This is a genomic window from Chryseobacterium sp. ERMR1:04 (genome assembly GCF_001297705.1).
Taxonomy (GTDB): Bacteria; Bacteroidota; Bacteroidia; order Flavobacteriales; family Weeksellaceae; genus Chryseobacterium.
Window position 1 is genome coordinate 1,259,374 of the sequence record NZ_LIRF01000003.1, and the last position, 14,176, is coordinate 1,273,549.

The 14,176-nt window shown below is 34.5% G+C and carries 12 protein-coding genes; 1 reads left to right on the forward strand and 11 read right to left on the reverse strand.

Annotated features, from left to right (window positions below):
• Window positions 1-14: 14 nt before the first annotated feature.
• Window positions 15-1,184, forward strand: coding sequence for an iron-containing alcohol dehydrogenase (locus AMQ68_RS05835; RefSeq protein ID WP_054509637.1), 1,170 nt, complete (start codon window positions 15-17; stop codon window positions 1,182-1,184).
• Between the two features lie 60 nt (window positions 1,185-1,244).
• On the opposite strand, the gene AMQ68_RS05840 is transcribed toward AMQ68_RS05835, so the two are convergent.
• From AMQ68_RS05840 to AMQ68_RS05890, 11 genes are all read right to left on the reverse strand, one after another.
• The gene (locus tag AMQ68_RS05840; RefSeq protein ID WP_054509638.1) at window positions 1,245-1,646 is read right to left on the reverse strand and encodes a hypothetical protein; all 402 of its coding nucleotides are present in this window, start codon (window positions 1,644-1,646) and stop codon (window positions 1,245-1,247) included.
• A gap of 40 nt (window positions 1,647-1,686) precedes the next feature.
• Window positions 1,687-2,082 (reverse strand): hypothetical protein, encoded by a 396-nt coding sequence (locus AMQ68_RS05845; RefSeq protein ID WP_054509639.1) that lies wholly within the window; start codon window positions 2,080-2,082, stop codon window positions 1,687-1,689.
• A 41-nt stretch (window positions 2,083-2,123) separates the two neighbouring features.
• Window positions 2,124-2,522 carry a hypothetical protein gene (locus AMQ68_RS05850; RefSeq protein ID WP_054509640.1) on the reverse strand — a complete coding sequence of 133 codons (399 nt, stop codon included), beginning with the start codon at window positions 2,520-2,522 and terminating at the stop codon, window positions 2,124-2,126.
• A gap of 26 nt (window positions 2,523-2,548) precedes the next feature.
• Window positions 2,549-2,947, reverse strand: coding sequence for a hypothetical protein (locus tag AMQ68_RS05855; protein ID WP_054509641.1), 399 nt, complete (start codon window positions 2,945-2,947; stop codon window positions 2,549-2,551).
• 49 nt (window positions 2,948-2,996) lie between these two features.
• On the reverse strand, window positions 2,997-3,395 hold the full coding sequence (locus tag AMQ68_RS05860) for a hypothetical protein (RefSeq protein ID WP_054509642.1): 399 nt from the start codon (window positions 3,393-3,395) through the stop codon (window positions 2,997-2,999).
• A 150-nt stretch (window positions 3,396-3,545) separates the two neighbouring features.
• On the reverse strand, window positions 3,546-3,947 hold the full coding sequence (locus AMQ68_RS05865; protein WP_054509643.1) for a hypothetical protein: 402 nt from the start codon (window positions 3,945-3,947) through the stop codon (window positions 3,546-3,548).
• A 646-nt stretch (window positions 3,948-4,593) separates the two neighbouring features.
• Window positions 4,594-6,921, reverse strand: a complete 2,328-nt coding sequence (bglX, locus tag AMQ68_RS05870) for a beta-glucosidase BglX (RefSeq protein WP_054509644.1) — start codon at window positions 6,919-6,921, stop codon at window positions 4,594-4,596.
• A 157-nt stretch (window positions 6,922-7,078) separates the two neighbouring features.
• Window positions 7,079-7,786, reverse strand: a complete 708-nt coding sequence (locus tag AMQ68_RS05875) for a prolyl oligopeptidase family serine peptidase (RefSeq protein WP_054509645.1) — start codon at window positions 7,784-7,786, stop codon at window positions 7,079-7,081.
• Between the two features lie 428 nt (window positions 7,787-8,214).
• Complete coding sequence (locus tag AMQ68_RS05880) at window positions 8,215-9,603, reverse strand: glucoamylase family protein (protein ID WP_054509646.1); 1,389 nt, start codon at window positions 9,601-9,603, stop codon at window positions 8,215-8,217.
• Between the two features lie 72 nt (window positions 9,604-9,675).
• Window positions 9,676-11,094 (reverse strand): RagB/SusD family nutrient uptake outer membrane protein, encoded by a 1,419-nt coding sequence (locus AMQ68_RS05885; protein ID WP_054509647.1) that lies wholly within the window; start codon window positions 11,092-11,094, stop codon window positions 9,676-9,678.
• A 12-nt stretch (window positions 11,095-11,106) separates the two neighbouring features.
• Window positions 11,107-13,932 (reverse strand): SusC/RagA family TonB-linked outer membrane protein, encoded by a 2,826-nt coding sequence (locus tag AMQ68_RS05890; RefSeq protein WP_082383989.1) that lies wholly within the window; start codon window positions 13,930-13,932, stop codon window positions 11,107-11,109.
• Window positions 13,933-14,176 lie beyond the last annotated feature (244 nt).

Sequence of the window (14,176 nt, forward strand, 5' to 3'; positions counted from 1 at the left end):
ATTAAAGAATAAAAATGAGCAAATTATTTATTGCAGGAGAAGTTTTCCATGGTGCGGGAAGTCTTGACGAATTAAAAAATATCAACGGTAAAAAAGCAGTAATTGTAACGGGTGGAAGCTCGATGAGAAAAAGCGGAACATTGGATAAAGCGATTGCTTATCTTACAGAAGCCGGAATCGAAACCCAAATTTTTGAAGGGGTGGAAGAAGATCCTTCATCTGCAACATGCATGAAAGGTGCTGAAATGATTCAAAATTTTCAACCAGACTGGATCATCGGTTTAGGAGGTTGTTCTGCAATTGATGCCGCAAAAATCATGTGGGTATTTTATGAATATCCTGATGCTGATTTCGAAGCAATGATCAAGCCTTTCACAGTACCTGTTTTAAGAAATAAAGCTAAATTTATTGCCATTCCTTCTACCAGCGGAACGGGAACTGAAACCACAGGTTTAGCCGTAATTACAGACCGTGAAAAAGGCGTAAAATATCCAATTGTTTCTTACGAACTAACGCCGGACATTGCGATTATTGACGGTGAAATCTGTGCTTCAATGCCCGCTCATGTTACTGCTAATACAGGTCTTGATGTTTTAACGCACTGCGTGGAAGCTTATGTTTCAAATATCGAAAATAATATCGCTGATGCCCTTTCTAAAGGAGGACTGGAGTTGGTTTTTGATAATTTGAAAGAAGTAGTAGAAAATCCAAACAACATCCAAGCTCGTCAGAATATGCATGACGCTTCTTTTATGGGAGGCTTGGCATTTAATAATGCTTGGTTAGGAATTGTTCATTCTTTATCTCACCAAGTAGGTGCATTGTATGGAATTCCTCACGGAGCTTCGAATGCGATTTTCTTACCAAATGTGATTCGTTTTAATACTCAGGCCACTGAACGTTATCCTGATTTGGCAAAAGTTATTGGAAAAGAAACGACTGAAGAATTAGCACAGGCTATTGAAACACTTCGTTCTGAAATTAACAATCAGTCAGCGATCAAAGAATTTGGAATTTCAAGAGAAGATTGGGATAAAAACCTAGATTATATCGCCAACAATGCATTGGTAGATCCTTGTACAGGATTTAACCCAAGAGTTCCTTCATTAGAAGAATTGAAAGCAATTTACAACGCTTGTTACGAAGGTGTTGTTTATGCTGAAGAAGCTGTTGTTGCAGGATAATTTTATATTTAAATTTTAGGATAAAAAAAGCAGGATTAATTTGATTTCCTGCTTTTTATTTTACTGTTGATACATCACAACATCATTCTTTTTAAGCTGATAGCCGTTCTTTTTATAAGGAACTAAAACATAGTCTCCTTTTTTCCAGGCTTTCCCTTTTCCTAATCTTTTAAGGATAATACTGTTCGATTCCGCATCATGAACAAAGACTTCTGCTTTACTCATGTCTTTACTAAAAATAACTGCAGCAATTGAACTTGAACTTCCTTCAGGTTTTACTTCTGATAATTTAATTTTCTGTTCAAATGTTCTTATGCAATCTTTTTTAAGTTGAGAATACGTATATCCTGCCGAGGTTAAACATCCGTGGGCATCTTTACCTCCGCCTATCATTGAACCGTTCTCTTGTGCAAATGCTAATGAACCTAGGAACATTGCACCCAATAAAATTGTTTTTTTCATGTGTCTATTTTTTTAATTGTCTATTATAAATTCTCAGTTACTACTTATAAATAACTACATTCTTTTTTCTAAGTTCATATCCTTTTTTAACAGGAATAAGCATGTAATCACCATTTTTCCAAGCTGTCTCTTTCCCTTTTTTAGTAAGTACCATACTCTCCTCTTTATCCATCGTATACAATTCAGCTTTTTTCATATCCTTGCTAAATACAACGGCTGTTGTCATCGTTTTCTCTGAACTTTTGGGCTTATATTCTTTAAGTTGTACTTTTTGGTCCCAAGTTCTTATACATTCGTTTCTGACTTTAGAATAGGTATATCCTGCAGAAACTGAGCATCCATGAGGATCTTTACCATCTCCAGGAGCGGGTTCTTTTGTTTGGGCTAAAGCTAAAGAACTAAGGAACATTGCACTGAATAAAATTGTTTTTTTCATCTTTGTATTTTTAATATCTGTCTGTTATAAATATTCAGTTATTACTTATAAATAACTACGTTGTTTTTTCTAAGCTCATATTTATTTTTAGCAGAAACAAGAGCGTAATCTCCTTTTTCCCAAACAGACTCTTTTCCTTTTTTAGTGAGAATCATACTATTTTCTTTACCGTCCGCAATAAAGATCTCTGCTTTTTTCATATCCTTACTAAAGACAACTCCCGTTTGAGAAGTCCAGCTATTGGTAGGATTTTGCTCTATCAGCCTTATTTTTTGAGCAAACGACTGCAAACATTTTTTCTGAATTTGAGAATAAGTTTGTCCGGCAGACGGTGAACATCCGTGGGCATCTCTACCATCTCCTGGTCGTACTTGATTTGCTTTTTGTGCAAATACTAATGAACCTAAGAACATTGCACTGAATAAAATTGTTTTTTTCATCTTTGTATTTTATAAATTCTTAATGATTATTTAAAAATAACGACATCCTTTTTTCTGATCTCATATCTTTTTTTAACAGGAATAAGCGTGTAATCACCATTTTTCCAAGCTACCTCTTTCCCTTTTTTAGTAAGTACCATGCTGCTTTCTTTTCCACTTGGAATAAAGATTTCTGCTTTCTTCATATCCTTACTGAAAATAACAGCCGTTCTTTGAATAGAAGCATACTCAGGATCTTGTCCTTCTAATTCTATTTTTTGCTCGAATGGTCTGATACAATCTTTGTTGATTTGAGAATAGATATAACCCGCAGAGGCAGCGCATCCGTGAACATCTTTATCCCCTCCAGGCATATTAGCATCTGTTTTTTGTGCAAATACTAATGAACCTAGCAATAGTGTACTGAATAAAAGTGTCTTTTTCATATATGTATTATTGATCATTAAATGTATTAAATTTTATGAATCGTACTCATTATTTATAAATAACTACATTATTTTTTCTAAGCTCATATCCTTTTTTAGCAGGAACAAGGGCGTATTCTCCATTTTTCCAGGCAGATTCTTTACCATCCTTAGAAAGAATCATACTGTTTTCCGGACTCTTTCCTATAAAAATTTCTGCTTTTTTCTTATCCTTACTGAAGATAACTCCGGTATTTCCAACCCATGTCTTGCCAGGAGTTTCAAGTTCTACTAGCTTTATTTTTTGCTCCCATGATCTTATACATTTTTCTTTAATATGAGAATACGTATAACCCGCAGAATTTAAGCAACCATGAGTGTCTCTACTACCTCCTATTTTTCTACCTGATTCCTGTGCAAAAACTAAAGAACCAAGTAATATTGTGCTGAATAAAATTGTTTTTTTCATGTGTTTATTTTTGATATTTGAATATATTAAATTCCCAGACCAGACCGAAAATGCACCTGTAAATTCGCCGGCAAGTCCTAAAAAAAGCCCAATCTATAACAGTCGGGCTTCATATTTAAATTTAACTTATTATGAATTGGTATTTAATAATTATTTGTAAATAACTACATTATTCTTTTTAAGCGCATACCCTTTTCCAGCTGATGAAAGCGCATATTCGCCGTTTTTCCAAACAGATTCCTTACCATTTTTAGAAAGGATCATGCTATTTTCTTTACCATCCGGAATAAAGATTTCTGCTTTTTTCATATCCTTACTAAAGATAACTCCCGTTTGCTTAGTATAACTTTCCGTTGGGTTTTGTTCTACTAATTTTACTTTTTGAGCAAACGACTGCAAACATTTTTTCTGAATTTGAGAATAGGTTTGTCCTGCAGAGACCAAACACCCATGAGCGTCTTTACCTCCTCCTATTCTTTTGTCTGAATCTGCTTTTTGTGCAAAAGCTAAAGTCCCAAGGAACATCGCGCTTAATAAAACTGTTTTTTTCATTTTTATATTTTAATAAATTCAATTTGGTAAAAATCATGCCAAAGTAGGGATACATAATATTTAAGTCTAAGATATAAAAAAAAGCCACTCAAAATGAGTGGCTTAGAAATATTATTTTGTCCAATTGATTTTTATCTCTTTCCATATTATTTTAATATTAAATAATTAATCTAGAGCCTGTTTAAATCTTACTCATAAACCCTTATACACCTGGTTATTAGGCGTTTTTCATTAACAAGACTCAATAGACCATATTTGAAATTATTTTTTTGATTAAAAAGATTAACACAAAGTTGATGAATAAATTTGCTTTATTGTAAGTAGGCAAAGTGATGCGACTTCATCGATGATGAAGCTGTATGCTTATCCATGCGCTTCGACGAATCAATGAAGTTAATTCTATCCTTTGCCCCCTTAAAATATTCATAATGAAACTAAAGCTTTGCGCTAGAAAAACACGTCATCAGTAGATTATCTTTTTAATCAAAAAATCCTTAAAGAATGTGATTTAGATAAAGATGTGAAGGGTATACAAAAAATCAAATTTAGAAATTATCACAGGCTCTTAATCATCAAAGAACAATAAAAAAAGCCTTGCAAAGTTATACACTTGCAAGGCTTTAAAATATGATTTTAATTCTTTAATCTATTTTGTCCAATTGATTTTTGAATGTTTTACATCCTCAGAATTGGTTCCGATCATAACATCAAATTCACCAGCTTCCCAATCGAATTTTAAATCTCCGTTGTAGAATTTCAAGGTTTCAGGAGTGATATCAAAAGTGATTTTCTTAGACTCCCCTTTTTTCAACATTACTTTTTGGAAGCCTTTCAGCTCTTTTACAGGTCTGGTAATACTTCCCACCATATCTCTGATGTATAACTGAACCACCTCAGCTCCATCATAGTTTCCAGCGTTTGTTACCGTAACCGAAGCCTGAACCGTTTGGTTTCCATTTGGATTGGCATTAGAAACCGTTACATCAGAATAATTGAATTTTGTATAACTCAATCCGTAACCAAATGGATATAACGGTGTATTACACTCATCCATATAGTTTGAACGGAATCTTTGGTATTCACATTTATCAGTTAATTCCTGACTTAATGGGCGGCCTGTATTTTTAGCGTTATAATAAATTGGAACCTGTCCTAAACTTCTTGGGAACGTCATTGGTAATTTTCCTGAAGGATTTACCTTTCCAAAAAGAACATCAGAAATCGCGTTTCCAGCTTCTGAACCTGCAAACCAAACGTTAAGAATAGCATCTGGTGTATCTTTAATATTTGTTAAAGCCAATGGACGACCCGTGAAAAGTACTACTGCGATTGGTTTTCCTGTTTTCTTTAGTTCATTTAATAAATCTACCTGAGACTGAGGAATGGTAATTTCAGTTCTTGAAGAAGATTCTCCACTCATTTCAGCAGATTCTCCGATTGCTAAAACAATAACATCAGCTTTATTGGCTGCATCTACTGCTTCTTTTACTAACACTTCTTTCGGACGGTTGTCTCTATCTGTTTTCTTACCATGTGCCGCATAGATATCTTCTAATTTAGCATCATAATCGATATTAGCTCCTTTTGCAGAAATAAACTTCACGTCTTTTCCAAAGTTCGCCTGAAGACCTTGCATTAAATTAACTGCCTTGTCATGCTTTGCAGCAACACTCCAAGTTCCAGCCATGTTTAATGAATTATTTACCAATGGTCCGATTACAGCCACCGTTCCTGATTTTTTCAAAGGCAGCACCTGGTTGTCATTTTTCATCAAAACCATTGACTGAGCTGCTGCATTTCTAGCAATATTTCTGTTTTCCATGCTGAAAACTTCTTTCGCTGCTAATTTTGCGTCTCCATGCTTGTAAGGATTATCAAACAATCCTAGGTCATATTTTGATTCAAGTACTCTTTTTGCGGCTAAATCAATTTCAGCCTGTGTTACTTTTCCTTCAGCTAATGATTTTTTAAGGGTAGTTAAAAATCCTTCCCCTACCATATCCATATCAACACCAGCTTTTAACGCTAATGCAGAAACCTGTTGAAGATCTCCCATTCCATGGTCAACCATTTCGTTGATTCCTGTATAATCTGTTACCACAAAACCTTTAAAGTTCCATTGGTTTCTCAATACTTCTGTTTGCAACCATCTGCTTCCTGTTGCAGGAACTCCGTCCACTTCATTGAAAGAAGCCATTACAGAAGCTACTCCAGCATCAACAGCTGCTTTGTAAGGTGGGAAGTATTCATTGAACATTCTTACGTGACTCATGTCAACTGTGTTATAATCTCTACCCGATTCACCAGCTCCATACAATGCAAAGTGTTTAACACAAGCTAAAATATTGGTTCCGTTGGCTAAATCTTTTCCTTGGTAACCGTATACCATATTTTTAGCGATCTCACTTCCTAAATAAGGATCTTCACCTGAACCTTCAGATACTCTACCCCATCTTGGTTCACGAGAAATATCAACCATTGGAGAGAATGTCCAGTTGATTCCATCTGCAGAAGCTTCTTTTGCTGCCACTTTTGCTGATTGTTGAACCAAACTCATATCCCAAGAAGCTGCTAAACCTAATGGAATTGGGAATGTGGTTTCGTAACCGTGAATAACATCCATTCCGAAAATCAAAGGAATTTTCAGACGGCTTTTTTCTACCGCTACTTTTTGAACTGCTTTAATTTTATCAGCTCCTTTTATATTGAATAGTCCACCCACTAAACCTTGTTCAACTTTTTTCCCAATATCAGAACTTTGGGCCAACCCTGTAGTAAAGTCACCTGAACTTGGTAAATTCAGCTGTCCTATCTTTTCATCTAAAGTCATTTTAGACAAAAGATTATCTACAAAAGCTTTTTTCTTTGCCTGATATTGAGCCGTCTGATAAGATTGAACGGGCTTGTTTACCATTTCCTGCGCCGAAAATATCGGTGCCAGGGCTAATGTTGCAATTACAATTAACTTTTTCATAAATCTATCTTCGTTATAAATTATAGTTCTATTTTTTTATTTTTGGTTGGTTAAACGCAAAGGCGCAATTTTTTATAAACATTATGTTTTTAAGGCGCAAGAACGTTCCACTCAGCAAAGTTTTTTACGCTTTGCTTTTTTAATAACTTTAAATCAATTATTTCTCTTTTTTCTTTGATAACATCCATTCATATAATGCAGGATTTGAGTAAGTCGAATCCCAAGAATTATGGTTGTCATTCGGGAAAATCGTTAATTCTGCAGATGGATTTACAGGATGAAGTTTTTGGTAAAACTTGAAAGCATTTTCGGGTAAAACAACATCATCCATTCCGCCATGAAAAATTTTCATGTTTAAATCTTTGTATTGATCGATATTTGCCGTCATTACCTGATCTGTAGGAGCACAAACCGAAACTACGGCCGCAAACATTTCAGGGTGTTCCATTGCTAATTTCAATGTTCCCCAACCTCCCATTGATAGCCCGGTAAGGTAAATTCTGGAAGCATCAATTTTATATTTTCTTTGAATCTCTTTAATTAAATTATATACTGTAACCGTATCCCACCACATATTCTCCGGGCATTGAGGCGCTAAAATTGCTACAGGCTCCTTGATCAGGTTTTTATACGTGAATGGACTGTGCGCTTTTACAATCTCCAAATTAGTTCCTCTTTCTCCTGAACCGTGAAGAAATACAATCAAAGGAACATTTCCTTTTACTTTTTGAGGGTAATCTAAAATGTAGGAAATCTTTTCCTGTCTTTTGATTTCTTTATTTAATTCTCCTTTTATTTCCTGAGCGTTAAGACTCAATGAAAATGGTAGCAATAAAAGTGGTAAATGGTTTAGTTTAATTTTCATGTTAAATATTAGGTTTTGGCTAAAGCCGTTTGATTTCTATATTTTGTCAAACGGGTTAAAACCCGTTCCTATTGATGTGATCCTTTTATTATCCTTATTTTTGTTGTTATCCTTGTCAAGGTTTAAACCTTGACAAGGATTTGTTTATTATTAACTAGCCCCGATTGAAGCATTTGTTTTATTTTTTTTTTATAATCAAAAAAAAATAGCTAAATATTTAAATAATTATTTAAATTTTAAATTATTTTTCAATAATTTTATTAAAATCTTTCATATTTTTAAACCTTGACAAGGATTTGTTTATTATTAACTAGCCCCGATTGAAGCATTTGTTTGAGCTCATTTTTGGGATTTCGGCGGCGGCTTTGCCGCCGCCGAAATCCCAAAAATAGCGAGTGCGGAAAGCGGGAAATAGCTTCTAAAAATTATTATTTAATATTATATTTTTCAGAGGTAAAGCTTAATTTCTTCAAACCTTGTTGGATCTCCGGAGCATTCATAAAGAGTTTCCATAAAAATCCTGTTCTGTAGTTTTCAATCATTGGAGCAATTGTTCCTTGATCGATGGCTAAATATCTTGGTGTTGTCCAATTGTTATAATTGATTGATGTAGCATCGTAAGGGCCCGCAGAACCGATAAATTCTGGCTTTTGAGTATAGATAAATCTCAAAAAGTCCATTGATTCTTTTGGTGAATACGGAAAACTACTCAATGCCGCTGTTGGAGTAATTACTCCGTGATCGTTTTGAGGAAAGTGAGCGTCGTAACCAACACTTCCGTCTTTATTTCTTGAATATCCTGCCGTTAATCCCCAATAATTTGGTCCGTAACCTTTCCATTGTTTTGGGTTTTCAACGCAGTATTTATAGTCGATAAGTACTTGATTTTTATTTAAATCAAAGTAATTTTTAATTAACTTATCTGATAAGTTGGTTGGATCTAATCCGATGTATGAATATTGTGTCCAGAATAAAGGTCCGCCATATTCTTCCGCTCCATTGTGCTTTACATACATTGGAAGTCCGTATTTTTCTTTGTCTGAAAGATAGGTTCCGTTTCTCGTCCATCCTTTGTCATACGTTTCTGCATCGATAGAATATGTAGGTGATGAAGCTGCTAAAATGTAGGTAATTAAACATTCATTATAGCCTTCTAACGGAAAGTTCATTTCCCATTGGTATTCGGGTGACCAATGCCAATATAATACTTTTTCGCCTCCTTTGGTGTACCAATTCCATTGGATTCCTTTCCAAAGTTCGTCACATTTTTGAGCTAAGGCTTTTTCTTCTGCATTCCCGTTTTTGAAATATTCACGAACCATTAAAATCCCTGAAGTTAAAAACGCTGTTTCTACCAAATCTCCACCATTATCTTTTTTCCCAAACGGAACTGTTTTTCCTGTTTCTCCATTGATCCAATGTGACCAAGCTCCTTTATGACGATCTGCTTTTGCCAAGAAATCCATCATGATAGTCAATCTTTTCACCGCATCTTTTCTTGGAACAAAGCCTCTTTCTACTCCGACTAAAATTGTTGCTAATCCAAATCCTGATCCACCTGTAGTCACTACATGTTTATCATTATCCGGATAGATATTGTCTTCGTGATAGCGCTCTCTCCCTAACATAGAATTGGGTTCTGCATACTCCCAGAAATATTTCAAAGCATCTTTCTGGACTTTATCCATTAATTGCTCGTCTGTGATATTGCTTTTTACCACTGATTTTTGAGCAGCTCCCTGTGATGCAATTTGAGAATTTTTGCAGGAAACTAAAAGTAATGATGTTGCTGCAATTGATACTATTATCCTTTTCATTATATCATTTTTTTAAACAGAATACTAAAAGAAGAGGAGAATTTTCATTCTCCTCTAAGTATATGATTATTTTTAATAACCAGGGTTTTGAGTAAAAGCACCATGGCTCTGATCCATTGCATCTAAAGGTATCGGGAACACTTCGTTTTTCCCTGCTTTAAATCCGTAAGGAGCTAAAACAGTAGCTGCCTGACCTGTTCTTACTAAATCAACAAATCTGTCGCCTTCTAAAGCTAATTCTACTCTTCTTTCATGCCAAATGGCAGTTCTTAAAGTAGTTTGATTTGATGCAGTAGTACCAGCTAAGCTTGCTCTTGTTCTTACTCTATTAAGGTTCGTAATTGCAGTAGAGGTATTTCCTAGTTCATTTGCTGCTTCAGCATTGATTAAAAGTATTTCTGCAAATCTTAATATTCTGATATTCTGAATAGATCCGTACCCACAAGCACTATTGTTCAATGCTTTAGGAACATAAACTTTTTGGTTGTACGTAGTAACCGATAATGGATCTCCCATCGCGATTAGATCTCCTTCAGGTGTAGTTTCTCCATTTCTAAGGATGGTAAGTTCTTTTCTAATATCACCTCCTTCAAATGCATTTTCAAGAGCATTAGATGGTGTAAAGAAGCCCCATCCGAACTGATCTCTAACCCCTTGAACTTCTGCATATTGACTTCCACCGTAAGGAGGTGCACAATCACAGTTTACTTCAAAAACTGACTCTTTTCCAAATTCACCAGCTGGTCTGAACAAATGGTTAAAATCAGGATCCAAATCATATCCCATAGCCATTACCTGGGTAGATGTATCATATGCTTTCTGCCAGTCTTTTTTATAAAGGTATACTTTAGATAGTAATCCTAATGCTGCTCCTTTTGTTACTCTTCCTAATTCTGAAGAAGGATACGTCTGAGGAAGAACATCTATTGCCGCCTTAAGATCTGAAATAATAAAATCGTAAACCTCATCAACTGAATTTCTAGGCTTCTCATAAACAGTCTCTACTTTATCATAAATTGGTACACCACCATAAATTCTCACTAAATTAAAGTAAAAATAAGCTCTTAACATTTTAGCTTCTGCAACCAATCTTGTTTTTAGCGTAGTATCCATTTCGATCCCGGGAACATTGGTAATTACCTGATTCGTTCTGTTTACTGCCTGCCACTGCCCGATCCAATATCCTCTTACTCCTGCATCACTTACTGTATACGTAAAATTATCATATACATTAATAAAAGATGAATCTCCCGGATTTGAACCTTTTACAACATCATCTGCCGGAACCCCGAAAACAAACTGATAAGGAAAAGCCGAATTTTCCCAACTTCTAAGAAAAGTATAAATAGCACTTGTTGCCTGCAAAGCATCACTTTCTGTTTTAAAGAATGATGAAGCTTCTGTTTGTCCTTCCTGTTTTATATCTAAATACTCATCTTTACAACTTACTAAAGCGGAAAATAAAGCGATTGATAAAAATATCTTTTTCATAATTCTTTCTTATTAAAATGTTAGGTTCATACCAATAGTATAAATTGCTGAAATAGGATAAATATTATTATCAATACCCATTTGCACTCTGTCTGAATTCAAAATTTCCGGAGAAAAGCCATTATATTTAAAGCTAGTCCAAGGGTTTTGAGCACTTACATACAATCTTAATTTAGTAATAGACATCGAATTCGTAAATGCTTTAGGCAAATTATATCCAACCTGAATATTTCTAATTCTGATATAACTTCCGTCTTCTACATAAAAACTATTGGGTAAAATAATAGATTGGTCATTGGTTGCCATTGGATAGTCGTTAGATGTTCCTGCACCATGCCATCTGTTATTATAGAAATCTAGATCCCAACTTTCGTTTCCGTAACGTTGCTCTCTGTTGAAATTATATATTTTGTTTCCAAAAACACCTTGGAAATCAATCGCAAAATCAAAATCATACACATTCAGGTTAACCCCAAATCCATAAGTTCCTTTTGGAATAGGACTTCCTAAGAAAGTTTTGTCTCTAGCATCTATAACTCCGTTTCCGTCGATATCTGCAAATTTAAAACCTCCAGGAGTTGCTCCATTTTGTGCCGCTGCTGCCGCTACTTCTGCTGCATTCTGGAAAACACCTTCTACCTGATATCCATAATAAGAACCAACAGCTTGTCCTTCTTGTAATCTAATGATAGAATTACCATATAAACTTGCTCCTGTTTCTAAATAAGATCCATTAAAAACCGATGTTATTTTATTCTTCAGCGTAGTAAGGTTACCATAAACTCCTAGCTTGATATGTTCATTGATCTTAGTATCATAATTTATTGCAAGCTCAAAACCTCTGTTGTTAAAAGAATAAGCATTCGTAATATAATTATTCCAGTTACCTGCACCAGAAACCGTTCCCTGAACAATACCATATACTACATCTTTCGTGTCTTTGTCAAAATAGGTAGCATCAATTTTCAGTTTATTATTAAATAACCCCATTTCCAATCCTAGATCTCTACCCGTTGTAGTCTCCCAACCAATATTGGGATCTATAATTTTATCAATGGTTTGTGCGGGTGATCCATTATTTCCAAAATATGCTCCATCAGCAAATTTTGTTGTATTAAGCGTATATGCTCTCGTTACATCAGGATTTCCTAATTTACCCCAGCTTGCTCTTAATTTCAACATATTAAAAACATTCTGCTCGCTCATAAAGCTTTCTTTTGAGATCACCCATCCCGCGCTTACAGCAGGAAATGTACGGTATCTGTCATTTGCAGAATACTTAGACGTTCCATCTCTACGAAGGGATGCATTTAATAGATACTTTCCTGCATAATCATAATTCACTCTTCCAAAAAAAGATTCTATTCTATCCTGATAAGGGATAACATTACGACCATCTTCTTCAAAACTTGTCATGAAAATATCAGTTCCATTCGCTATATCCAACGAAGAATTATTTCCGTTATACTTAACGTTTAAAGCTTCTGCATAGGCTTGAGAATAAGAGTTTCTTGTTCTTGAGTAACCTGCTAATACTTCAATATTATGGTTCCCTAAACCTTTTTTCCAACTTAATGTATTGTCCCAAATATAATTTCTTGTTCTGGAATCTCTTGTTATTAGCTTAGCCGGCTTTTGATCAGCAACAGGAACATAATCAAACGTTGGTGTAAATTCGTATTTATTAGAATTAATATTATCCGAAGAATAACTCACTCTTAAAGTAAAATCTTTTAAGAATTTATATTCCCCCCAGATATTGTTTAATAACCTTTCTTCTCTTATCTGAGATCGGTATAAATCTAATTTTGCTCTTGAATTCGGAACTTTCGCTAGTGTAAAATATTGATACCCTCCTTTAGTTGGATCCATTGTATCATAAACCGGCGGTGAAGAATAGGCATCTAGTAAAGTATTCTGTGCCTGATCCGTACGCATCTTTGAAAACGTAAAATTATTTCCAATCGTAATATTGTCAGTAACTTTATATGTAAGATTAATTCTAGTACTAAATCTGTTAAAACCACTACCAGAATTAATTCCTTGTCCTGCAGCTAAATTTCCTTCATCCTGTAGGTAGCCCACACTTCCGTAATAGTTAAGTTTACCTATATTTCCTGAAGCTGAAAAATCATTAGAATTAATGATACTTGTTCTTAAGATTTCTTTGAACCAATCTTTATCTGTAGGATAAGCAGATCTATTTAAAAATACTGGATCTTTTACCTTATCATTAATTAATTTTTCGTTATATAATTCTAGATACTGATCAGCATTAACCATTTTTGGAACGTTGGTTACCGTTTTAATTCCTAAATATGAATTGAAATTAAAAACAGGCTTCTTACCTCTCCCTGCTTTTGTTTTAATAATAACAGCACCATTTGAAGCTCTTGCTCCAAAAATAGCTAAACTCGATGGATCTTTCAAGACACTCATAGATTCAATATCCTGAGGGCTTAAAAATGAAATATCATCGGTAATCATTCCGTCAACGATAAAAACAGTTTTACCGGTTAAAGAACCAACACCTCTAATGTCAACTCTTGGTGAACCTCCTGGGGCTCCGGAATTTAAAATCTGTACTCCGGATAATTTCCCCTGAATAGAACTTAAAGGATTCGCATTTGGCTTATCAGCAAGATCTTTTGCTGTTACCAGACCAATACTCCCCGTAATATTCTCCTTCTTCTGAGATCCATATCCAATCATTACAACCTCCTCAATCTTCTGTTCTTTCGTGACAGAATCTTTTTTAGGGGTAGTCTGCGCATTGACGTTCATACCGAAGTATAAGACAGCAATGAGACATGGATACTTTAAATCACTTTGTTTCATATAGTTTCACTTTATTTGTACAATCAATTTTTTATAAAAAGGTAATCAGCCTTTTCATTTATCCTCCTTGAAATCAGTTTCAAAATCTCAAAAAAAGACATTAGCCAAAATTATAAAAAATATCCAATTCTGTTAAACTATCTTAAAAATTTAAAAATGATCTTATTACATTGCATTTAATATTAAAAAAATTCACATTTTAATATTTTCATCATAATATATTAACTAAATGTTAATCAAATTT